Raw genomic sequence first — 21,635 nt, 5'->3', positions numbered from 1 at the left:
TCAAATAGGATTTAATAAAAATTTCAAGATTAAAGCTAAATATAAAAAGAGACGAACTCAGCGTTTGTCTCTTTTTATATTTAGAGTATTGCCTAAATATTAAATTCAAGTACAGTTAATTATATAAGATTTTAGAAGAATAATAATCTGTAAATTCATTTAAAGCAATTCCTGTTTTTGTTTATTTCTCTTTTTTCTTTAAGTAGATCTTTGACAAAAGTATCTATATCTGTATATTCTTGTCCTAATTTATCATGTCTTTCTCTAATCTCCGTCTTCTTTTTTTTAGCAGCATCAATTTTATAGATTTTCATTACTATTTCCCACCTTTATTGTTTAGTTTGATGTTTTTTTGAAGCGTCGTTCATGTATTAAATAGGAAAGTAAAATTAAGAATTGGCCAAAAATTAAGAAGCCGATTAATACGTAAACATTTTCTGCTAAATTAATGCCTTCCAAACTGATAATACTTCTCAATCCTCTTATTGTATAGGTCATTGGAATACAAGCATTAATTTTTTCAAATAGACTATTGGTTAAGAGAATAGGATAAACACCAGCTGCAGCTGACGTTTGGAGCATAGTTAAAATTAAAACAATTAAAGATCCAATTCCTGGAATCAATTTATTAAATCCTACAATTATACTCAAGAATGTTGCAGAAGTTAAAAATAAGAAAGCCATTAATTGATAGAGTGAGTTAACTGGAATATGGATAAATAAGAAATTCCCACTTAGTAATAAAAGTACTTGAACTAAACCAATTATTACAGGAAAAACATATTGTTTTGTCCAGTACGTTGTAAATTTTTCTCCTTTTTTCTTCAAATTACGCATTGTAAATTGGTTGACAAATATCCCAGCAACAAAAAGTGTTAATGAAAATAAATATGGAGCCATTGCTTCACCATTATTTTTTACTGGATGAATATTTTTGACTTGTAATTTAACGATAGAACCAGTTGAATCTGGAATATTCATGCCTTGCATCTTGTCAATAATTTTAGAAGATAGTTCTGCATTAACATGTTGTACAAATTGGTTCATTGTACTAGTGATGACTTTTGAAGAAAAGGAATTAAGTCCTTCAGAAGTTATCAATTGTAATTCAGCGTTTTCTTTTAGCTTTGGAAAAGTTGTAATTTTACCTTGAAAATCTTCACCAAAACTTATAATGGCATATACTTTTCCGTCTCTTAACTTTTCCATCGCGCTATCCATGTTTGTTTCTTCTTTTAAATCAAATAATTTTTCTTCAACTAATTTATCTTGAATTATATTTTTTTCGGAATTGACTAGAGCTACTGGTAATTGATCCATATTACCATATGGATCTAATGATGCACCTAAAAACAATCCAGAATAAATCATAGGAATAAGGGATAAGAATATTAATACAAATCCTAAAACAATTTTCTTTTTCATAATAAACACCTCTTTATTTTTATAACCCACGTAAACCGCAGATATCTTTTGACTACAGACATAATAAATCTATAGATTTTATTTGTCAACAGAAAACACGAATTTTATAAATTGGAAATTTTTAAAAATTTAAAATGACAGAAACAAAGAAAAAGAATTATAGAAGTTGATAAATTAAAGGATTTTATTGTCAGGTAGTTCTAACTTATCATTTTAAGAATAATAGAATTTAAAAAATAAGTTAGAGATTATATGAAAGGATATGAGGAATTAAAATATTTAATTGATTTGCTCTTATTAGAATAATCTTTAATGGGGGATGTCTATATTTTCTACTTTATTAAATATAAGCTATCTTAATGTTTAAAGATTTTTTTACACATTATATTTATTTGATTAAATTGAATATACTATTAATAACCTAAATTAATGCTTGTATCTTAAATATCTTTTAAATTTATTTTTTATAACCTCTAAAAATAAAAAAGTCAATAAAATTGACATAGAATATAGTCATAAAAAAGGAGGTTAATATTATGACATTTAGAGAACAAATTGATAAATTAAAAAAAGAAGGAGAAATTTTAGGTGGTATGTATAAAAAAGAAGGTAAAGATATAGGAAAAGAATATGCTGAACTTGGTAAAAAAGTGGGTGAACAATTTAAAAAGAAGGCAGAAAATAATAAAGATAGATTTAAATAGTTTACTTTAAATATATATAAAGATAGAGAAAAATCTAGGTTCTACTTACTCTAGTTTTTCTCTATTTTTTTATAAAAGACAAATTTTTAGTCCATTTATATTGAAAGAATAACTAATATGGTCTATATTAGATGTGCGACTGTAGACATTAAAAGTCAATAGATTTTAGAAAGGGTGTAATTGTTTGAAATTAAGTAATTCGTTTATCCAATCTGTTGCTATTCTTGTAATGCTAGCTGAATTACCGGAAAAGTCTCATTTAAAATCTTCTGAAATAAGCCAGCGAATGGGAGTTTCCCACACATATTTACAGAAAATTGCTAAAAAGTTAAATAATGCTGGTATTATTCAATCTGAAGCATCAAAAACAGGTGGCTATTCTTTAAATAAGTCAGTAAGAGATATCACATTCTATGATGTCTTTAAAGCAGTTGAAAATTCAGATAGTTTTTTAAAAAATGTCAAAACTGATGTTATACATACAATGTTTTTATCTGATAAACTTGTAGATAAGTATGGTAATCTAACATTAGATATTTTAAAAGAAGCAGAAAATAGTTATCTTTCTGTATTAAAAGAACATTCAATTGAAGAAATTGTACCTAAAAATTCTAAAGGAGAATTATTGATAATTGACTGGCCATTGTTTCTGAAGAATAATTAAAAATATTAAAGGAGGATCATTGCATGAACATTGGTAATATTGCTCAATGGATTGCAGTAGTTTCTAAAATAGTAGCAATAATTAGTGCTATTATTTATCCATTAATACAAGAAAAGAGAAAGAGAAAAAGCGGAACAGAACGTTTGGCTAGAAGGGAGTATGCACTAGTATATGACGTTATTATGGAACGTAAAGAAAAACAAAGTGCTAGTGCTAACCTTGAATCTTTTAAGCAATTAGAACATTACAATTCATTGCTAATGATTATTAATGATGACGTAGAACTAACAAATATATCTAATAAAATTAGTTATTTATTAAAAAATAATAGTAATTTTGAATCTTCCGATAATGAAGTAGAGCGGTTGCTTAATAAATTATCAAAACGTTATAACATAAAATAATAAAAATAAAAAATTAATTTTTTGAGATAGAGAAGATATTTTAGCATATGATTAATATGTTACTTCAAAGAAAATATAAAAATTTAGTCAGCTCAAAAAAGTTGCCCGTTTATTAACAATAATTAATTATGTAAATAATCGCTATTTTTAAAAGGCAATGCTTCAGTATTGAAAGAAAATAAAGAATAGTCTATATTAACAATTAATAGTTAAATAAAAATTATTTTAAATTTTATTCTTAAAACAATACTGAAGGGGGTCTGAAAATGGAGCTCGGGAGTATGGCAGAGTGGATAATTGGTATTTCAAAGATAATTGCTATTATTGGGGCTATAACTTTTCCAATCATACAACAACGAAAAAAAGAAGAAAACTCCGTTAAGCGACTTGCTAGAAGAGAATATGTATTAATAAAAGAAGCTATATCCATTCAAGACAAAGAATCGTATGAACAACTTGAAAGTTTTAATTCAATGTTAGCAATTGTTAGTGATAATCAAATACTAGTTGCGATTTCGGAAAAAGTTGGTAATATATTAAAAAAAAATATTGGTAATGAAGATAAAAACATTGAACTAACAAAAATACTTTATACATTGGAAACCACTTATAACTTATAAAGGGGAGAATACGAATGGAATCTGGAAGCCTTGCAGAATGGATAGAAGGGATCGCAGAAACAGTCGCCTTAATTGTTGCCCTTTTCTTGCCAATAATTTCTGAAAGAAGAAGGGCTAATAGAATAAATACTAAAATGAAAAAGATTGGATTACGGCTTGCTAAAAAAGCTTTAGAACAAAAATTACATCAAATTGATATTCCAATGACAAATTTAAGTGAATATAAGGCTTTTAAAAAATATATTGGTGTGGTTTTTACATTTAATGATAGCCAAAGTCTATTTAATATTTTATGGGATGTTGATACAGATTTGAAGTATGCAACAGATGAAGAAGATTTACTAAATAAAATACAAAAAATCGATCAATTGTTAGCTATTTAAAAAACTTCGTATTAAATATAGTGTCTAAAACAGAAAAGTATAATAAGAAGCAAAAATAATTTTATCAAATAAATTTTAATTTTGGTGAAATTATTTTTGCTTACTTTTATTTATATAGTTTTAGATACATTTAAAAATTATAATCATTTTCGTTCATCAATTCAGCTTCTCCCATTAAATAACCAGCTCCAACTTGCGAAAAAAAATCATGATTAGATGTTTCAATAGATATACCATTGATAACAATCGGATTAACATCGTTTACCGTAGCTTCATCAAAATAAGTGTCAAAGCCCATATTTTGTAAAGACTTGTTAGCATTATATTTAACAAATATATTTATATCATCAACTAAATTAAGATCATGATAAACTTCTTCAGTATAAGCAAACTCATTTTCTAATAAATCATTTAGAAAATTATACATCCAAATCTTAAATTGTTCTTGTTCTTTTTTTGAAAGCTCATCGAATCCTTGTCTAAATTTATATCCAAGGTAGGTACCATGAACTGATTCATCACGAATAACTAATTTTATTAATTCTGCTACATTAGCTAATTTATTCTTCCCACGATACCAAAGTGGTATAAAAAAATTACTATAGTAAAGTATACCTTCTAAAAATATACTAGCAACCATAACTTGTAAACCTGTACCATTTTGATAAATATCATTTATTCGTTTTGCTTTAAACTGCATTCTATGATCATTATTCATCCAAGTATAGATTTTCTCGATTTCTTTATAATTGTTTAAGGAGATTAAGATTGTTCCGTATGTTTTTGCATGGATCGATTCCATAAAAGCAAAATTACTTAGAACAGCTACTTCTTTTTGAGTTCTAGCATTTTTTTTAATAGCATAAAGTCCTTCTTCAGATTGGAGAGTATCAAGTAAAGCCAGTCCACCTATTGCTTTTTTTACGATTTCTTTTTCTTTTTCAGATAGATTCTGCCAATCTAATAGGTCATTAGAGACAGGGACGCGTGTGTCGAGCCAAAACTGAGTAGTTGCTTTATCCCACACATACTCATCTAATTCATCTTCTATTTGTTGCCAATTCATTGTTTTATTAAGCACATTAGATCCTCCTAAAAATTATAGTCTTCATTAATCATTTCGTCATGTATAGAGATATTTTTTTTAAAGTTTTTAGATATTAGAGAATGTTTACAAAGTTTGTTTAACTTATTATTAATATTTAGTATAGTTGTCTTATCTACTTGATAAACTAGAGGTATATCTAAACCTTCTAAAATTTTATTTGCTTCTTGTCTAACAAGATTTATTGCTATTGTTTTATTTGCTGCTAAATTGTAGTACTGATTAATTAGCTGATCACAATATTGTATGATAATATTTATTTGATATTTTACCCATACTTTAAATTCGTCTTCTTTATCTTTTTCATAAGTAGATAGTAAAATATTGATTTTGTGCCTTAAATAAAAACAATGGAGTGATTCATTGCGAATAATCATTTCTACAATTTTCCCAAGATTATTAAAGTGTTGACTAGTCCATAGATCTAAAGGGTAAGCAAGGTACGCATAATTTATAATACCTTCTATACAAATTGCCATAAACCGTTTTTTTAAAGGATCATCACTTTCTATATAAATAGAATCAATATCATGTAAATAGCTTATTACTATAGGATCGTTATCTATATAATTGAACAAACTAGTTAAATCAATATTTTGATTAAAAGTTTTTAATATACGATTATAGGCCTTGGTGTTAACCATCTCAGTAAATTGCAAATTATTTACTATAGCGATCTCTTGTTGAGTCTTTTTATTGTCTCGAATCATTTCACCTGCTTTAATAGATTGGAAAGTCGAGAGATTAGCTAATAAAGCAAGTAGTTTATTTAATTGATCTTGTTCATTGTTAGTTAATTTATTCCATTTATTTTTATCTTCTTCAATAGGTATTCTATTATCTAACCAAAAAAGAGAAGTTGCTCTTTCCCATGTAGCATTATCTAGTTCATCTTCTACGACATTCCAATTGATTGCTTTGTAGTGTAAATAATTACTCAAAATAACTCCTCCTTTAAATCATACAAGATTCACAATTATTAATACTTTCAAATTCATCATCTTCTGTATAAGTTCTTACATAGTAAAGTGTTTTTATTCCTTTAGCCCATGCATAATTACGTAATTTACTCAAATCACGCGTAGTTAACTTGGATTGATTTTCATTTTTCCAGTCATATAGATTTTGGGGAAGTACTGATCGCATAAACAGTGTTAAACTCAGACCTTGATCAATATGTTTCTGCGCAACAGCATAGACATCAATAATTTTTCGCTGATCCATATCATATGCATTTTTATAATAATCAATAGTTGAATTTGATAAATATGGCGCAGGATAGAAAATAGAGCCTACTTTTTTTTCTTGCCTATTTTCTATTAATTGAGTGATTGGATGAATGGATGCACTTGTTTCATTTATATATGAAATAGAACCATTAGGAGCTATGGCTAGGCGGTTTCTATGATATAGCCCATGATTCATGATACTATCTTTTAGCAAAAGCCAGTCCTTGGTAGTGGGAAGTTTGATATGCTCAAATAAATTAGCTACATTTTTGAATTGGAAAGTAAAATCATTATTTAAATATTTATCAAAATAACTACCATTTGCGTAAGTTGATTCTTCAAATTCATGAAATTTCATTTCTTTTTCAATAGCGATTTGATTACTAATCTTTAAAGAATAGTAATTTAATGCTAGGAAGAAAGCATCGACAAATTCTAAAGCTTCTTTAGAATCATATTCGATTTTATTAACAGCTAGTGCTGTATGCAAGCCCATTGCACCTAACCCAATAGTATGATAAAGGCTATTACCTTTAGCAATTGATGGAACTTCATTGATATTCGCACTATCAGTTACGGTTGTAAGGGCTCGTACAGCACATTCAACTGATTTTTCAAAATCTGGTGAATCCAGTAGGTTTAATATATTCATCGAGCCAAGATTGCAACTTATATCTGTTCCAATATTTTTATAGCTCAAATCAGGGTTTAGTTCTGATGGTTCCTGTGGTTGTAAAATTTCAGAACAAAGATTACTCATAATTATCTTACCTTTTACAGGATTATCTCTATTGACGGTATCAATATTAATAATATATGGATAACCTGATTCTTGCTGTAAACGTGAAATTTCCTGTTCTAATTCACGTGCGGGAATAGACGTCTTTTGAATGTCTTTTATTGAAACAAGTTTATCGTATTCTGAAGTTAAATCTATATAAGAAAAAGGTTTCCCATATACTCTTTCAATGTCCTGGGGATTAAAAAGATACATTGGTTGATTTGTTTTTAATAGTTCATAATATTTATCTGGAACTATTAAACCAAGCGATAAAGTTTTTACACGTATTTTTTCATCTGAATTTTCTTTTTTTGTAGATAAAAATGAGATAATATCTTGATGAAAAACATTAAGATATACCACACCTGCTCCATTACGCTGTCCAAGTTGATTACTGTAACTAAAGGTATCCTCTAATAGTTTCATCACTGGTAATATTCCAGAGGAAGCATTCTGAATTCCTTTTATCGATGAACCAGTAGATCTTAAATTTGATAAATTAACTCCGACACCACCACCAATTCTTGAAAGCTGCAGAGAAGAATTGATCCCCCTACCAATAGAAAGCATAGAATCATTTATATCAATCAAAAAACAAGATACCATTTCTCCTCGCTGTTTTTTACCTGCGTTTAAAAAGGTTGGAGTAGCAGGTTGATAACGTTGGGAAAGTAATTCATCGATTAATTTAAATGCGAGATTTTTATCACCATTGCCTAAATATAGTGCATTAAAAATTACACGATCTTCAAATGTTTCAAGATAATAATTAGAGTCATTACTCTTTAGTGCATACTGAGTGTAAAATTTATATGCACTCATAAAACTTTTGAATTTGAAATTGTATTTATAGGCATGTACATACAATTTTTTTATAAAAGATTTATCATAATCATTAGTATTAAAAGTACATTTTGAATATTTTTGCAATACGTTAACATCTATATACTCATTTTCAATTAAATAATTAATTTTTTCTATAATGCTATTAAATTTAAGTGTTTTAGGTTCTATTTCTGTCTCCAGATACTTTTCAAGAGCTGCTTTATCATATTCTAGAGGAATCTTACCGTTAATTGGTAAATTTAACATGTTGTTTAAAGTGAAATAATCTTGATCATTTGCTCTAGTACTCATTTTGATACCTCCAATTGATTATTATTAATTATAGTAATTAATTTATTACCAATTCTTTTGATATCTTCATCATTTCCCCTTAATTCAAATTCATCTATCATTGGAAAATTAAACTGGGATGAATATTGATATGCTGTTAAACAAAACTGTTTATTGAAATTACGATTTCCACTACCCACGATTCCATAACAAAATGTGGCATTATTTTTATAAGCTACTAACTTTTTTAATGGTGTAGTTAAAATTTCTTTAAAACCATTATTGATTCCATTGCCACCTTCTAGATATGCAGGGAGAAATAGAAAATAAGGATCAGTTATAAGAAAAATATCTTCCGGATTTTCCTTAATAATATTACGTACATTTGTATATAGAACTTTATATCTGTATTTTTTCATGATATAACCATCTAATCTTTCAATAAAATTAGTAGTGTTACCACTGAGACTAATGTAGAAAATATTTATAGTTCTTATTGGTTCCATAGATTTCCTCCTAGTGTATAATTTATTAACAATATATAGTATTTTTATTTTTTTCTAACACTATATATTGTGTTTTTATCTTATATCAGTTAAAGTTTTATTCAATTGATTCCTAATCAATTTTTGTTAATTTTATAAAGATAAAATTGTATTGGAGAAAATATTATGAAAGAAAAAATAAGCTGTAATATACCTATATTTAATCATCTGATGAAAAATGAGAAAAAGCGTATTGAAAAATTATTTTTATATAAAGAATTTGAAAAAAAAGAACTAATATTTTCACCTAATTCTCAAGAGCAAATATTAATTGTATGTACTGGTAAAGTGAAGATCTATAGACTGTCTGATTCTGGAAAAGAACATTTATTTAGAATTATTTCAGAAGGAGATTGTGAAGGAGAAAATTATTTATTTAATGGAAAAAATACTATGTTTTATGGTGAGGCAATAGAAAACTCCAAAATTTGTATGATTTATAATTCTGAATTGAGAAAAATTTTATATGATTACCCACAACTTAGTTACGAATTACTAAAAATTAATACAAAGAAAACTATGGATTTAGAAATACAAGTCAAATTATTATCGATAAATAGCATTTCTAATAGAATAGCCTTATATTTAATCCATTTATCGAGAATAACTAATTTTGTAGAAGAAAGTTATACAGTAACATTACCGATGACTCAAAAAGAAGTTGCTAGTTACTTATTTATTTGTCCAGAAACATTGTCTAGAAAATTAAAAGATTTCGAGAATAAACAATTAATCAAACGAAAAAAAAATAAAGTAACACTTTTGAAAAAATTTGGTGAAACATATAATAATCTTATTTAAGTATTTACTGCAATTACTATCTCCTCAGTATTTTATTCTGAAATATTAATTTTAGTAAGTTAATGTATATAATAGTCCTTTATCTACGCATTTTAAAAATATGACTCGAGAGACTTCTTTTATTAAATAATTTAGCACTTGTAAACTTAGATCAAGTCGTACTAAAATATATTGATCTAGCAAATAGCAAATTTAGAATAACAATTATTCCAGATAAGAGAATCTATATAGAATATAGAAAATGATATGGTATTTAGTGTTCATACGATGATTCTAAGGTCATTTAGGATTTATAGGTTATATAGTTGGTCAAACAGGTCGAATTAGAACCTACTTACTAATAGCTAATCTAGTTGAGTAAAGAAAAGTCAGACATTTTTGTCTGATTTTTTTTCGGTAGTTCCCCTTTACAAAAGCGAACGTACGGTTGTTTAATTGTGTTGAAATAGGGGAGATTTATTATGCTTGATTACTCAAATGAACCAGTAAATGATTACTACTTAATTGATATGAAGTCGTTTTATGCGAGTGTTGAGTGTGTAGAAAGAAATTTAAATCCATTAACAACTGCTTTAGTCGTTATGAGTTGAGCAGATAATACAGGGGCAGGGCTTAATTTAGCAGCGTCACCAACTGCCAAAAGTAAATATGGAATCACAAACGTTAGTAGACCACGTGATTTACCTTATCCTTTGCCCAAAGAATTACACATTGTACCCCCAAGAATGAACTTATATATTAAAAAGAATATGGAAGTAAACAGTATTTTTCGGCAATACGTCGCAGATGAAGGCTTATTGATTTATTCGATTAATGAGTCGATTCTAAAGGTAACAAAATCGCTGAACTTATTTACGACACCTGGTACAAGAAGTGAGAGACGAAAACAGCTCGCAAGATGGATACAGTTACAGTTACACGTTTACCGTCAAACTGGTTTGATCGCGACCGTAGGTATTGGTGATAATCCTGTTTTAGCTAAATTAGCCTTAGATAATGAAACCAAGCATAATAAGGGATTTATAGCGGAATGGACGTATCAAAATGTGCCAGAAAAAATTTGGGCGATTAAAGAAATGACGGACTTTTGGGGTATCGGATCACGCATGAAAAAAAGATTGAACTACATGGAGATTCTGAGTATTAAAGATTTAGCCAATTTGGACCCATACGCGCTCAAGAGGCAACTAGAGGATATTGGACTACAGCTCTATTTTCATGCGAATGGGGTTGCTCGAACGGATATCGCAGAACCAACTAAAGAGAAATCTTATGGGGATTCTCAGGTGCTACCGAAGGACTACACGAGGAAAGAAGAAGTTGAGATCGTGGTGAAGGAAATGGCAGAACAAGTGGCTGCACGTATTCGACAGTATAATTGTTTTTAGGTTAATAAATGTAATATCTAGTTAGTAATATATTGCATTATCATTTCAATTATATAGAAAATTTACGTTTTCTATACAGTTGAATGCAAATTAATATTTAATAATAAAAACACATACAAAGTCGACTAACTTGGCTTTGTATGTGTTTTTATCATAATCAAGACTTCTTCTTTTAATTGATCAAAGTCACCATCATAAATAGCAATATTTATCACTAAATCAATTGCTTTTTTCTCTGGAATAGTTAGAACGTAACCATTAATCTTTAGGAATACAAATAATGCTAAGAAAGCAGTTCTCTTATTTGCATTATGAAAGGGACGTTTCTTAATCAATTGTATCAGTAGCATCGTTGCTTTCTCATAAATGGAAGCGCTAATTTCCTCACCAAAAGCAGTTACTTGTAGTTGGCCAACACACATTTCTAAAGCATCAGGATCTTTTACACCAATTGGTTCATTAGGAGAGTATTTCTTTATCTGGATCACATTCATTTTTATGATATCTCTAGCTTCAAGATACTTTACGGTCATTTATCCACCAGTTCTTTGAAAGTTGTGTCATAATCCATTAATGCTTGGGCGATTGCCACATCGATTTCATCAGATATAGGCTGTTTCTTTGTAATTGCAGCCTTCAGTTTCTCTTCATCTAAAAAAACTGTATCCCCAGGTTTCAATCCATTTTCTTTAAGAAAGTCTTTTGAAATAGTCAAGACCACTGAATTTCCTACTTCTCTAAATTTTCTTTCTTTAATAGGCATATGAATCTCCCTCTCTTTTTTTGTATATACAGTGTATACGAACAGTTTTTCGAAATCAATTTTGTAGAATCCTTTATTTTTAATTTGTATAGAAAGGTTAAATAAAACCACTAGCCCGCTACTAATATAGATTAATTATATAGAAACTGACTTATCTTACATATTAAGATGTTGTCACTAAAAAAAATGTAAGAGCATTTTTGAAGTTTCGTTGAAGGTATAGTGTGTACCTTTACAGTACGCCCAGTACGTGCTACTATATAATAGTCAGGAGGTATGTGCAATGCCCATGACAATCAGAGAAGCAGAAAAGCTACTGAAAGATGCTGGCTTTGTTGAAGTGAAAGGTGGGAAGGGCTCACATAGGAAATTCACTAAAAAGGATTATCCTAGACCCGTTATCCTTACTAGCCATTCAAAAGAGTTATCTAGAAGAGTAGAAGATTCTGTTCGAAAAGCAGTGGGCATTTAAGCCCGCTGTGCTTTTATGAAAGAAGGGGAGATGAATGAAAAAAGTTTATCCAGCTATTTTTGAAAAGGATCCTGTTGGATATGGAATTTATTTTCCTGATATCGAAGGAGCAGTGACACAATCAAAAGATATTATCGAGGGGTTAGAAGTTGCATCGGATGCTTTAGGGATCATGCTCGGAGATTTAGTTGAGAATAATAAACCTTTGCCAAAACCAACTAATATCAATGATCTTTCGATTGATTCTGAGCGTGAATTTGCTACTTTGATTTCTGTGGATCTAAATGATTACTTAAAAGATGTCCAACTAGATAAAAAGACAATAAAAATTCCTCATTGGTTGAATGTGCGTGCAACAAACGAAGGTATAAATTTTTCAAAAACAATGTCTGAAGCCTTGGTCCAAAAATTAAAGATATGACACAAAAGAGAACAATCATCTGTCTGCTAAAGGACAGGTGATGTTTTTTCGTAATAAGTATTCATAAGTGCGTAAAGTAATCATAGAAAAGGAGTGACAGGGTGCTTACAACGAAATCAAGACGACAACGCAGTTCTGTAATAATTGATCTACCTCCCGAAAATCAAGTATATATTGTCGTCTATTCAGAAGATGGAACAATTACTCTGATTCCCAAGATCAAAGATCCATTCGAAGGCAAAGAAAAGGCGGAGTATTATGAAAAAGATCAATGGCAGGCTTTATCTTGTAAAGGGAAAGAAATTGTTTTCTAATGAAGCTAATATCAGTTGATTTGGTTTCTATTATTCAAAGTAAATAGTTTTTGTTTACGATTTTTTGTCTCCTTCATACGAAATAATAAGTCAACTTGTTATATTTGAAATTTTGTTAAGGTTGCTAAAAAAAGTGTTCTTTTTAGACAAACTATGGGATTATAGTATAAAGTGGCAACTTTTATGAAGTTTTTGCTTGCTATTTTTTTGTAATGCACGTATATTACGAATGAAAAAAGTTTATGAAAAGTTGGAATATTGAATGGAAAAACAAAAAAGATTAAAAAGTAGCCGGTATATCACTGGCTTCGATGGGATTCGTTCATTAGCGGTCATCGGAGTTATTTTGTACCACTTGTTGCCAACAAGTATGAAGGGTGGTTACCTCGGAGTTCCGATATTTTTTGTCGTTTCAGGTTATTTGATTACCGATCTCTTGCGACAAGAATGGGAACAAAATGGTAAAATCAGTATTTGGCAATTTTACGTGCGGCGAATGAAACGATTGTATCCTGGACTCGTTTTCTTGCTTATTACTGCTTCAGCATATATTACGATATTCCAGCGAGGATTATTGAATAATCTTCGGGGCGTTGTACTTAGTAGTTTATTTTATGTCAATAACTGGTGGCAGATCAATAATGGTTTATCCTATTTTGATCGATTTGCAAATGAGTCACCGTTTACTCATATTTGGTCATTAGCAGTAGAAGGGCAGAACTATCTGATTTGGCCGATCATCTTTGTTTTTTTGATGGCAGTTGTCCGTAAGAAAAAATGGATTTTTTATACGATCATGGGAACAGCGATTGCTTCAGCTATTTTGATGATGGTGTTGTACTCACCAAATGGTGACCCGACTCGTGTCTACTATGGAACTGATACTCGTTTATTCTCGATTTGGATGGGGAGTGCGTTGGCTTTTATTTGGCCAAGTACTCGATTGAAGAAAAACATTCCGAAACAAGCAAAGAAGGTACTGAATATAGCGGGGTTCACCTCATTGATCACATTGATCCTCTTTTTCTTTTTCTTAGATGATCATTTGAGCTTTATCTACTATGGGGGGCTATTTTTAGTCAGTCTTTTATGTATGGTTCTTGTAGCAGTTACAGCGCATCCAGGTGCGAGCTTGAATCGCTGGTTGACCAATCCGATATTTACTTGGATCGGTAAGCGAAGTTATGGGATTTATTTGTACCAATTTCCAGTGATGATTTTTTATGAAGCAAAGGTATCAGGGATCGCGGATCATGTTTTCTTGCATACCGTCATTGAGATCACATTGATCTTATTGATCAGTGAGTTGTCCTACCGCTTTATTGAACGTCCATTGGCGCGTTTTGATTATGGTCAAACGTTTCGTGTTGTCAAAGGTTGGTTTACTAAACCTATCTTCAGCTGGAAAAAGCCTTGGGTGGTTCCTGGAACATTAGTCGTAGCGATTGCGTTAGTAGGGTTCGTAACCGCACCTAAAAATGCAGTGACAGCTGATCAGGAGCAATTGCAAAAAAATATTGCTGAAAGTAAAAAATTAGCTGAAAAAAGTCAGAATAACCAAGGAAACAACGTAGCGCCTATTGACCAAGCGATCTTGGATAAATACGATTTGTCCAAAGAGCAAGGTGAAAAAGCGCAACAATTAGAGTTGACTGCATTTGGTGATTCAGTCATGTTAGATGCAGCAGCGGATTTAAAAGAATTATATCCACAAGTAGTCGTAGATGGTGATGTTGGTCGTCAATTATACACAAGTCTTCCGTACATCGAAGAATTAAAAAATCGCGACTTGTTGAAGGATACGGTATTAGTTGGTTTAGGAACAAATGGTTCTTTCTCTGAATCGCAATTCGATAGTTTGATGAGTGCGATCGGGGATCGTAAGGTTTATTGGGTCAATGTCCGCGTTCCAACGAAACGTTGGCAAAATGAAGTCAATGCGATGCTGGCAGAAATGGAAAAGAAATATGACAATATGACAGTGATCGATTGGTATTCGTATAGTAATGCTCATAATGAGTGGTTCTATGATGACCAAGTCCATCCTAATCCAGATGGAATGTTGAATTATATCCATTTAGTCAGCGAAGCGCTATTAGGTGAAACAAAGGGGTCTGAGACAAATCAAACGAGTGAGACTTCTTCAACTAGTACGAGCGACACGACTTCTGATAGTACTCAAGCAAGTGAATAAAAGAGACGATGTTGACCTGAGCAGTCAGATGAATCTCTAAAAAAAGAATGCCTCAACGAAAAATCGTTCTTCGATCTTTTGTTGAGGCATTCTTTTTCTCTAAAAATTTCTTTTACGATGTTTGATCTGGCAAAGGTAGGGAAGGATGGGTCTTCAAATAGCTTTCTTTTTGACGTCGCGTTTGTTTCTTGAATGCTGCTTCGGCTTTTGTGGCTTCACTTCTTGTGGCGTATGCTTCCGCATGGATCATTTTTACAGGACGTCTTTTTTGCAAACGTGTGTATTTAGCACCTGTGCCTTTATTATGTTCTTGTAAACGGCGAGCTAAGTCAGTGGTATATCCGCCATAGAACGTATTGTCTTGGCAATGCAGCACATAAAAGTAATGGTTACTTTCCATAAAGCATCTCACGGAGTTCAGGTGTATACTCACCTTGCGCATCATAAGTAAATAAGGGAGGAGCGACTTTAAAACCGTCTGCTTTTCCTTGTTTGATTCCTTCAATCAGTAAAATATTGGCTTCTTTTCCTGCTTTAGGATAGACGAATTGGACGCGTTTTGGTGCAATCTGATAGGTTTGGATAAGTGCCAAAATCTCCAAGAAGCGATCTGGCCGATGTACGAGAGCAAAACGACCATTTGTTTTTAATAGTTTACTGGAGATTTGGATCACTTCTTCCAGTGTTGTGTGGATTTCATGTCTGGCGATGGCTAAATGTTCATTTGGATTTTTTTTGTTAGTAGGCAACCCTTTGAAGTAAGGGGGATTACAAACGACTAAATCACAAGAATTATGCCGCACAACTGATAAGCTCTCTTTTAAATCAATGGTATGCACGGTCATTTGTTGTTCTAAGTGGTTCAGTGAGATGCTGCGGCGCGCCATATCAGCTAAACGTGGCTGTAGTTCGATCGCATCGATCTTTGCTTTTGTTTGTTTGCTTAAAAATAGTCCGACTGCACCATTTCCTGCACAGAGGTCAACGACTTGTCCTGTTTTTGGGACACGAGCAAAATTGGCAAGTAAGACGGCATCTATAGAAAAGGAAAAAACTTGGGAACTTTGAATAATCTTAATATCTTTTGCATATAATTGGTCAATACGTTCATGTTCGTGAAGCATCTGATTCCCTCCAAATGAAAAAACTAATCGTATGTAGTATACTATTTTTGATCAAAAGAACCAAGAGAACTTGTCAAATCAGTCTTTTTTAGGCATACTATAGGAACGAGAACCAAAGAAAGGAAGAGGTTATGTTTTATCGATTTATGCGCGGGGTCGTTAAAGTGATCTTAGCTGTTATCAACGGCAATGCCCGCTATGAGAATAAAGAAGTCTTACCTAAAGACGAGAACTACATACTCGTTGCCCCACACCGTACTTGGTGGGATCCATTGTATCTGGCTGTGGCTGCATCACCTAAATCATTTAGTTTTATGGCAAAAGAGGAACTGTTCAAAAATCCTGTGCTGCGATTTATCTTGACCCGTTCAAATGCGTTTCCAGTTAAAAGAGAAAATCCTGGGCCAAGTGTGATCAAGACGCCAGTCAAGATTTTGAAGTCCACAGATCTGGGATTGATCATGTTTCCAAGTGGAACAAGACATGCGACTGAATTAAAAGGCGGAATGGCGTTGATTGCCAAAATGGCAAAAGTAAAAATCGTCCCCGCAGTGTACCAAGGGCCACTGACATTGGGTGATCTATTCAAGCGAAAACGTGTGATTGTTCGCTTTGGTGAACCGATCGACTTGTCAGACATCAAAAAAACTGACAAGGAAGGGATGGCGGAAATCGAACGACGTACTCAAGCGGCGTTTGATCAATTAGACAAGGAAGTAAACCCTGATTTCAAATATGAAATCATTAAAAAGAACGAATCAGAATAAATGAAGATGAAAGCGATAAGAGAAACGGGGCGTCTAAGACACCGTTTCTTTATCGCTTTTTTGTTATAAAATGCTCTTTTTCCAAATGATTCTAGCTGTCATGTCCTAGGGGGAAGTGTTATAATAGTTAGAAGGATATTTTTTTGAGGTGATGAGATGCGTTTTTTACATACAGCAGATTGGCATATAGGAAAGAAATTGCAGGGCTACGATTTACTGAAAGAGCAAGAACACGCATTATCTGAGATTTTAGCGATTGCCAAAAGAGAAAAAGTGGATGCGATCGTCATTGCAGGTGATCTATATGATCGAAGTATTCCAGCTGTAGAAGCAGTAGAGATCTTCAATCGTTTGATGATCGATTGGAACTTGAACGAGAAATTCCCGATTTTTGCCATCTCAGGAAACCATGACAGCAGCGTGCGGTTATCTGCTGGAACAGAGTGGTTCAGTCAAACGAAATTTTTTTTACAAACACGTTTTGCTGAAGCTTTTGAACCCATTGAATATCAAAATACTCAATTTTTCTTATTGCCTTATTTTGAGCCAATCTCCGCTAGAAGTTATTTTGAGGATGATACGATCCGGACGATCCAACAAGCGATGGAAAAAGTGATTGAGCGGATGCAAGGTGCGTTTGACCCTGAGAAAAAACAGGTGTTGGTCAGTCACTTTTTTGTAACTGGCAGCAAGAAGTCGGATTCAGAAACAAAAATCGAGGTGGGCGGTTTAGATGCGATTCCAGGTGGATTATTAGCTCCTTTTGATTATGTCGCATTGGGACATTTACACAATCAAGCAGCTTTGCAACAAGCCAATGCCAGATATAGTGGTTCGCCACTTAAATTCTCACTTTCAGAGATCAATCAGAAAAAAGGTGTTTGGATTGTTGATCTCACTGACGAATTGGTTTTGGATTTTCAAGAAATCACGCCTTTATATGATATTGCGGAAGTGACTGCCAGTTTTAAAGAATTATTAGACCCAACTTTTTACCATACGATCAACCGCGAAAACTATTTGCAGATTTATTTAAAAGACCGCGCAGTTATTCCCAATATTATGAATCAACTACGAGCGATCTATCCACGAATACTGGGTGTCGAACGTGTGAATGGTCGTCATCGTTCCACGAACAAACGACAGACACTTGAAATCAAACAGCCAAAAAAACTCGCGGAAACGTTCTTCGCCGAAATGGTCGACGAGCCGATGACAGAACAACAGATGAGTTGGTTAGAAGAAACGTTGCAAGAACTCACAGAAACGGAATGATCAAGCATGAAACCACAGACGTTACGATTGAAAAATTTTGGCCCTTTTATCAATGAAACGATTGATTTCTCAAAATTGACCCAAGCTTCCTTGTTTTTGATCACAGGAAAAACCGGAGCAGGGAAAACAACGATTTTTGATGGCATGACTTATGCGCTTTTTGGGGAAACATCGGGAAGATTGCGTTCAGGTAAAGAGATGCGGTCGTTGTTTGCGACACCAGAAGATGAAACGATCGTCCTTTTTTCGTTTGAACATCAACAGTTACGTTATGAAATCGAGCGTAAGCCAGAACAGCTGTTAGCGAAACGCAAAGGCGAGGGAATGAGAAAACAGGCAGCAAAAGTTAGTTTGACGATTTTTGATGAAAAAGGAAAAGAGATCCGACAACTAACAAAACGCAGCGAAGTGGATCAAGAAATTAAAGAATTATTGCACTTAGATGCGAAACAGTTTGCACAAATCGTTTTATTGCCGCAAGGAGAATTCCGAAATTTCTTGATTTCCTCTAGTAGTGAAAAAGAAACAGTTTTACGGAACTTGTTTGGCACACAATTTTTTCAACGATTCAACGAACAATTGAAAGAAAAGGCCAAGAACAAGCAAAAAGAACTGGATCATTTGGAACAAGAATTAGTCTTATTGCAAAGGCAATTTAGTTCCCATGATGAGCAGCAAGAGGCTGGCTTACACTCTTTTGAAACAGTCATCAATGAGTGGGAAGAGCAACAAGCCCAAATTGCAACAAAGATTGCCACAGAGCAAGAAGTGCTCGAGCAACTGAAAGAAGAACAAAAAATCAGCGAAACAGATTATTACCATGGGAAAAATCAACAATCTGCGTATGAAGAAAAGCAAAAACTGTTAGGAGAACAGCAAGAACTCAATGAACAACAGCTAATGATCGAGGAGAAACAAAGATGGCTGACGCGTTATGAACTTGCTCAAGAATTGCGGATGCCACTTGAACGTAGCGAAGAGTACCAAGGATCACTTGCGGAACAAAATGAGGAAAAGCAACAACTGACGACACGTTTCAATGAAGTGGCAAGTGCTTTACAGAACTGGCAGGAACAGCAAGAGACACGAGAAAATCTCGAACAAAAAATAGCGAAAATGAGCCAAGCGCTCCAAGATAAACAACGATTGATCCCAGTTGCCGATGCTTTTAGAGAAAAACAATCGGCGCTTTCGGAATTAGAAAAAGCGTTTAGTGACTTACAGCAACAAACCCAACAGTTAGCAACAGAGCAATTGATCCTCCAAGAAAAACAGCAAGAGAGTCAGACAATCTTAGCTACCCAAGGGAAATTACAAGAAGAACAGTTAGCCTATGAACGTTTACGTTTAGAAGAGGAGCGGTACTGTGAACAACAGCAACGTCTCGAACAACTCGAGAAAGAGCTAGGACAAAATCATCAACAATTGGAACAAGCTACAGAGCAATTATTAGCAAGTCAAAAATTATTAGAGCAACAGACACAAGAATTCAAGCAATGTAAAAGTGATTGGGCAAAGTCCCAAATTGCTTATTTACAAACATTGCTAGTGCCTGGTGAACCATGTCCGGTTTGTGGTGCTACAGAGCATCCTTTGACACCGGATCATCATGATTCCGTTGAAGAAAACATCGCTGTGCTTGAAGAAAATATGACGCGAGCAGAAAAAGCGATTGAAAAAACGCACCAAGAAATTGGTCGAAAAGAAGCGGAAATCGAAGAAATGAAGCAACAGCTTGCTCGTTTGAAGCAGCAACAATTGGAAACGAGTCAACAGTTGGAGCAACAAGCCGTTTATTTAAGTACAGAATTAAAAGCAATCTTTCAAATTGATGCAAAAGAGGATATTGTTCATGCGTTTGCAGAAATCGAAAAAAATCTCAAGGATCGTTTACAGAAAATCAAAGAAGCAGAAGAAGCGCAAGTGACGATCGTGGAAGAGCTCGCAAGCAATCAGGAAAAAAGCGAGCAAGTGAAAGCCCAACAAACTCGCCATAATGAAAAAATCCAACGAATCCAAGGTGAACTTGCAGGATTGAGTCAACAATTAGGGACAGAGAATATCGATACTTTAGCAAAAGAAGCGGATCAATTAGTTGAACAGGTAGTCGTAAATAAGAAAGACTTGGAAGCTCAGCTCACACAAGGGGAGAAACTCCAACAAGAATCAGCGATTTTGACAACTAAAATCGACACGTTGACCGAACAAATTGCAAAGACAACTGCTCAAGTTGAAAAAGAACAACGCAAAATCACTGGTTTCTTGGAACAACATAGTGATTTTTCTTCACAAGAAGCAGTAGCCGCATTGTTACAAGATACAGCTACTTACGAACATGCGAAAACAATGATCAAGGAGTATCAAACAAAGCAATTAGTGCTTTCTACTCGTTTGGAACAATTGAAACATGTGACCTTCGATGAAAATGCCCAAGATCTAACTGTTTTGAGTGAAAAAATCGAAAAAATCAAACAAGCGATTGAAGAACAGCAACAACTGATTTATCACTTACAACAAGAACATCGGAATAATCAAAGAGTGATGGTAGAATATACGACATCTTATCAAAATAGTCAGGAACAATTAGATGAGTTGGTTGAGTTGCAACAATTATCACAGACGATGAATGGGGAAAATCCTAAAAAAACGAGTATTGAACGCTATGTCTTACAAGTTTACTTACAAGAAGTGTTACAAGTAGCAAATGAACATCTGATGCGATTGACAAAAAGCCGTTATCAGTTTGAGCTAGATGAAGAAGTAGGTAGTTATCGTGGTAAGACTGGTTTAGAGATCAATGTGTACGATGATGAAGCAGGAACGACTCGAGGATCGCATACATTATCTGGTGGCGAAAGTTTCATTGCAGCGTTGTCTTTAGCCTTAGCTTTAGCAGAAGTCATCCAAGCACAGGCCGGTGGTATCACGATCGAAGCCTTGTTTATTGATGAAGGTTTTGGTTCTCTCGATGAAGAAGCGTTAGAAATGGCCATGGAAGCATTAGAAACAGTTGAAAGTGAAGGCAGGATGATTGGGATCATCAGCCATGTACGTGAGTTGAAAGAAAGAGTCTTACAACAAATACGAATTGATACAAAAGGTAGTGGACAAAGCGAGATACGCTATCATTTTGGTTAAGA

At 32.9% G+C, this 21,635-nt stretch carries 23 protein-coding genes and 1 pseudogene; 14 read left to right on the top strand and 10 right to left on the bottom strand.

Annotated elements, in window-relative coordinates:
• Positions 1 to 155 precede the first annotated feature (155 nt).
• Both IGL24_RS13370 and IGL24_RS13365 read right to left on the bottom strand, forming a co-directional pair.
• Positions 156 to 314: a hypothetical protein gene (locus IGL24_RS13370; protein WP_207116088.1), complete on the bottom strand. Its 159-nt coding sequence runs from the start codon at positions 312 to 314 to the stop codon at positions 156 to 158.
• Between the two features lie 22 nt (positions 315 to 336).
• Positions 337 to 1,425 carry a YhgE/Pip domain-containing protein gene (locus tag IGL24_RS13365; RefSeq protein ID WP_207116087.1) on the bottom strand — a complete coding sequence of 363 codons (1,089 nt, stop codon included), beginning with the start codon at positions 1,423 to 1,425 and terminating at the stop codon, positions 337 to 339.
• A gap of 536 nt (positions 1,426 to 1,961) precedes the next feature.
• Here IGL24_RS13365 and IGL24_RS13360 point away from each other — a divergent pair.
• From IGL24_RS13360 to IGL24_RS13340, 5 genes are all read left to right on the top strand, one after another.
• The gene (locus tag IGL24_RS13360) at positions 1,962 to 2,129 is read left to right on the top strand and encodes a hypothetical protein (protein ID WP_207116043.1); all 168 of its coding nucleotides are present in this window, start codon (positions 1,962 to 1,964) and stop codon (positions 2,127 to 2,129) included.
• Between the two features lie 184 nt (positions 2,130 to 2,313).
• On the top strand, positions 2,314 to 2,793 hold the full coding sequence (locus IGL24_RS13355; RefSeq protein ID WP_207116042.1) for an RrF2 family transcriptional regulator: 480 nt from the start codon (positions 2,314 to 2,316) through the stop codon (positions 2,791 to 2,793).
• A gap of 23 nt (positions 2,794 to 2,816) precedes the next feature.
• A complete protein-coding gene (locus IGL24_RS13350) occupies positions 2,817 to 3,197 on the top strand; it encodes a hypothetical protein (protein ID WP_207116041.1) in 381 nt (126 codons plus the stop codon).
• Between the two features lie 281 nt (positions 3,198 to 3,478).
• The gene (locus tag IGL24_RS13345) at positions 3,479 to 3,817 is read left to right on the top strand and encodes a hypothetical protein (protein WP_429966340.1); all 339 of its coding nucleotides are present in this window, start codon (positions 3,479 to 3,481) and stop codon (positions 3,815 to 3,817) included.
• Between the two features lie 14 nt (positions 3,818 to 3,831).
• Entirely contained in the window at positions 3,832 to 4,200 is a 369-nt protein-coding gene (locus IGL24_RS13340) for a hypothetical protein (RefSeq protein ID WP_207116039.1), read from the top strand.
• Positions 4,201 to 4,330: 130 nt separating this feature from the next.
• Here the strand turns inward: IGL24_RS13340 and nrdF are convergent, their stop codons facing one another.
• Genes nrdF through nrdI form a run of 4 tightly spaced genes read right to left on the bottom strand, consistent with a single transcriptional unit; the run spans position 4,331 to position 8,937 of the window.
• Positions 4,331 to 5,281, bottom strand: coding sequence for a class 1b ribonucleoside-diphosphate reductase subunit beta (gene nrdF, locus IGL24_RS13335; RefSeq protein WP_207116038.1), 951 nt, complete (start codon positions 5,279 to 5,281; stop codon positions 4,331 to 4,333).
• A gap of 11 nt (positions 5,282 to 5,292) precedes the next feature.
• Positions 5,293 to 6,249: a ribonucleotide-diphosphate reductase subunit beta gene (locus IGL24_RS13330; RefSeq protein WP_207116045.1), complete on the bottom strand. Its 957-nt coding sequence runs from the start codon at positions 6,247 to 6,249 to the stop codon at positions 5,293 to 5,295.
• Positions 6,250 to 6,259: 10 nt separating this feature from the next.
• A complete protein-coding gene (gene nrdE / locus IGL24_RS13325; RefSeq protein ID WP_207116037.1) occupies positions 6,260 to 8,452 on the bottom strand; it encodes a class 1b ribonucleoside-diphosphate reductase subunit alpha in 2,193 nt (730 codons plus the stop codon).
• Positions 8,449 to 8,937, bottom strand: coding sequence for a class Ib ribonucleoside-diphosphate reductase assembly flavoprotein NrdI (gene nrdI / locus IGL24_RS13320; RefSeq protein ID WP_242542672.1), 489 nt, complete (start codon positions 8,935 to 8,937; stop codon positions 8,449 to 8,451). The genes nrdE and nrdI overlap by 4 nt, the downstream gene beginning before the upstream one ends.
• 165 nt (positions 8,938 to 9,102) lie before the next feature.
• Here nrdI and IGL24_RS13315 point away from each other — a divergent pair, with 165 nt between their 5' ends.
• Positions 9,103 to 9,777: a Crp/Fnr family transcriptional regulator gene (locus IGL24_RS13315; protein WP_207116036.1), complete on the top strand. Its 675-nt coding sequence runs from the start codon at positions 9,103 to 9,105 to the stop codon at positions 9,775 to 9,777.
• A 461-nt stretch (positions 9,778 to 10,238) separates the two neighbouring features.
• Positions 10,239 to 11,159: pseudogene (locus IGL24_RS13310) on the top strand (type VI secretion protein ImpB); the annotation flags it as partial.
• Positions 11,160 to 11,290: 131 nt separating this feature from the next.
• Here IGL24_RS13310 and IGL24_RS13305 read toward each other — a convergent pair.
• Positions 11,291 to 11,698 (bottom strand): type II toxin-antitoxin system death-on-curing family toxin, encoded by a 408-nt coding sequence (locus tag IGL24_RS13305; RefSeq protein WP_207115421.1) that lies wholly within the window; start codon positions 11,696 to 11,698, stop codon positions 11,291 to 11,293.
• Entirely contained in the window at positions 11,695 to 11,928 is a 234-nt protein-coding gene (locus tag IGL24_RS13300) for an addiction module antitoxin (protein WP_207115422.1), read from the bottom strand. The genes IGL24_RS13305 and IGL24_RS13300 overlap by 4 nt, the downstream gene beginning before the upstream one ends.
• 283 nt (positions 11,929 to 12,211) lie before the next feature.
• Here IGL24_RS13300 and IGL24_RS13295 point away from each other — a divergent pair, with 283 nt between their 5' ends.
• From IGL24_RS13295 to IGL24_RS13280, 4 genes are all read left to right on the top strand, one after another.
• The gene (locus IGL24_RS13295) at positions 12,212 to 12,400 is read left to right on the top strand and encodes a type II toxin-antitoxin system HicA family toxin (protein ID WP_206854954.1); all 189 of its coding nucleotides are present in this window, start codon (positions 12,212 to 12,214) and stop codon (positions 12,398 to 12,400) included.
• 34 nt (positions 12,401 to 12,434) lie between these two features.
• Positions 12,435 to 12,821, top strand: a complete 387-nt coding sequence (locus IGL24_RS13290) for a type II toxin-antitoxin system HicB family antitoxin (RefSeq protein ID WP_206854952.1) — start codon at positions 12,435 to 12,437, stop codon at positions 12,819 to 12,821.
• Positions 12,822 to 12,922: 101 nt separating this feature from the next.
• On the top strand, positions 12,923 to 13,135 hold the full coding sequence (gene mazE, locus IGL24_RS13285) for a type II toxin-antitoxin system PemI/MazE family antitoxin (RefSeq protein WP_207115423.1): 213 nt from the start codon (positions 12,923 to 12,925) through the stop codon (positions 13,133 to 13,135).
• Positions 13,136 to 13,397: 262 nt separating this feature from the next.
• A complete protein-coding gene (locus tag IGL24_RS13280; RefSeq protein ID WP_206854949.1) occupies positions 13,398 to 15,329 on the top strand; it encodes an acyltransferase family protein in 1,932 nt (643 codons plus the stop codon).
• A gap of 112 nt (positions 15,330 to 15,441) precedes the next feature.
• Here IGL24_RS13280 and IGL24_RS13275 read toward each other — a convergent pair whose 3' ends face one another.
• Together IGL24_RS13275 and IGL24_RS13270 are read right to left on the bottom strand one after the other, a co-directional pair.
• A complete protein-coding gene (locus IGL24_RS13275; RefSeq protein WP_207115424.1) occupies positions 15,442 to 15,729 on the bottom strand; it encodes a GIY-YIG nuclease family protein in 288 nt (95 codons plus the stop codon).
• Positions 15,719 to 16,453 carry a tRNA1(Val) (adenine(37)-N6)-methyltransferase gene (locus IGL24_RS13270; RefSeq protein WP_207699919.1) on the bottom strand — a complete coding sequence of 245 codons (735 nt, stop codon included), beginning with the start codon at positions 16,451 to 16,453 and terminating at the stop codon, positions 15,719 to 15,721. The genes IGL24_RS13275 and IGL24_RS13270 overlap by 11 nt, the downstream gene beginning before the upstream one ends.
• A 131-nt stretch (positions 16,454 to 16,584) precedes the next feature.
• On the opposite strand from IGL24_RS13270, the gene IGL24_RS13265 reads away from it, so the two are divergent.
• The 3 genes from IGL24_RS13265 to IGL24_RS13255 all read left to right on the top strand — a co-directional run bounded on the left by IGL24_RS13265 (position 16,585) and on the right by IGL24_RS13255 (position 21,633).
• Positions 16,585 to 17,220, top strand: a complete 636-nt coding sequence (locus tag IGL24_RS13265) for a lysophospholipid acyltransferase family protein (RefSeq protein WP_206854941.1) — start codon at positions 16,585 to 16,587, stop codon at positions 17,218 to 17,220.
• A 156-nt stretch (positions 17,221 to 17,376) separates the two neighbouring features.
• The gene (locus IGL24_RS13260; protein ID WP_207699920.1) at positions 17,377 to 18,495 is read left to right on the top strand and encodes an exonuclease SbcCD subunit D; all 1,119 of its coding nucleotides are present in this window, start codon (positions 17,377 to 17,379) and stop codon (positions 18,493 to 18,495) included.
• 6 nt (positions 18,496 to 18,501) lie between these two features.
• Entirely contained in the window at positions 18,502 to 21,633 is a 3,132-nt protein-coding gene (locus tag IGL24_RS13255) for an AAA family ATPase (protein ID WP_207699921.1), read from the top strand.
• Positions 21,634 to 21,635 lie beyond the last annotated feature (2 nt).

It is taken from the genome of Enterococcus sp. DIV2371 (assembly GCF_050498525.1).
In the GTDB taxonomy this organism is placed as follows: domain Bacteria; phylum Bacillota; class Bacilli; order Lactobacillales; family Enterococcaceae; genus Enterococcus_B; species Enterococcus_B mangumiae.
This window is presented reverse-complemented; position numbering and strand designations above follow the sequence as displayed.

Coding starts and splice junctions, on each gene's coding strand:
- IGL24_RS13340 (WP_207116039.1), top strand. CDS start 3,832: ATGGAATCTGGAAGCCTTGCAGAATGGATAGAAGGGATCGCAGAAACA.
- IGL24_RS13290 (WP_206854952.1), top strand. CDS start 12,435: ATGAAAAAAGTTTATCCAGCTATTTTTGAAAAGGATCCTGTTGGATAT.
- nrdE (WP_207116037.1), bottom strand. CDS start 8,452: ATGAGTACTAGAGCAAATGATCAAGATTATTTCACTTTAAACAACATG.
- IGL24_RS13275 (WP_207115424.1), bottom strand. CDS start 15,729: ATGGAAAGTAACCATTACTTTTATGTGCTGCATTGCCAAGACAATACG.
- IGL24_RS13365 (WP_207116087.1), bottom strand. CDS start 1,425: ATGAAAAAGAAAATTGTTTTAGGATTTGTATTAATATTCTTATCCCTT.
- IGL24_RS13360 (WP_207116043.1), top strand. CDS start 1,962: ATGACATTTAGAGAACAAATTGATAAATTAAAAAAAGAAGGAGAAATT.
- nrdI (WP_242542672.1), bottom strand. CDS start 8,937: ATGGAACCAATAAGAACTATAAATATTTTCTACATTAGTCTCAGTGGT.
- IGL24_RS13300 (WP_207115422.1), bottom strand. CDS start 11,928: ATGCCTATTAAAGAAAGAAAATTTAGAGAAGTAGGAAATTCAGTGGTC.
- IGL24_RS13255 (WP_207699921.1), top strand. CDS start 18,502: ATGAAACCACAGACGTTACGATTGAAAAATTTTGGCCCTTTTATCAAT.
- IGL24_RS13370 (WP_207116088.1), bottom strand. CDS start 314: ATGAAAATCTATAAAATTGATGCTGCTAAAAAAAAGAAGACGGAGATT.
- IGL24_RS13260 (WP_207699920.1), top strand. CDS start 17,377: ATGCGTTTTTTACATACAGCAGATTGGCATATAGGAAAGAAATTGCAG.
- IGL24_RS13265 (WP_206854941.1), top strand. CDS start 16,585: ATGTTTTATCGATTTATGCGCGGGGTCGTTAAAGTGATCTTAGCTGTT.
- IGL24_RS13350 (WP_207116041.1), top strand. CDS start 2,817: ATGAACATTGGTAATATTGCTCAATGGATTGCAGTAGTTTCTAAAATA.
- IGL24_RS13315 (WP_207116036.1), top strand. CDS start 9,103: ATGAAAGAAAAAATAAGCTGTAATATACCTATATTTAATCATCTGATG.
- IGL24_RS13345 (WP_429966340.1), top strand. CDS start 3,479: ATGGCAGAGTGGATAATTGGTATTTCAAAGATAATTGCTATTATTGGG.
- IGL24_RS13280 (WP_206854949.1), top strand. CDS start 13,398: ATGGAAAAACAAAAAAGATTAAAAAGTAGCCGGTATATCACTGGCTTC.
- IGL24_RS13305 (WP_207115421.1), bottom strand. CDS start 11,698: ATGACCGTAAAGTATCTTGAAGCTAGAGATATCATAAAAATGAATGTG.
- IGL24_RS13270 (WP_207699919.1), bottom strand. CDS start 16,453: ATGCTTCACGAACATGAACGTATTGACCAATTATATGCAAAAGATATT.
- IGL24_RS13295 (WP_206854954.1), top strand. CDS start 12,212: ATGCCCATGACAATCAGAGAAGCAGAAAAGCTACTGAAAGATGCTGGC.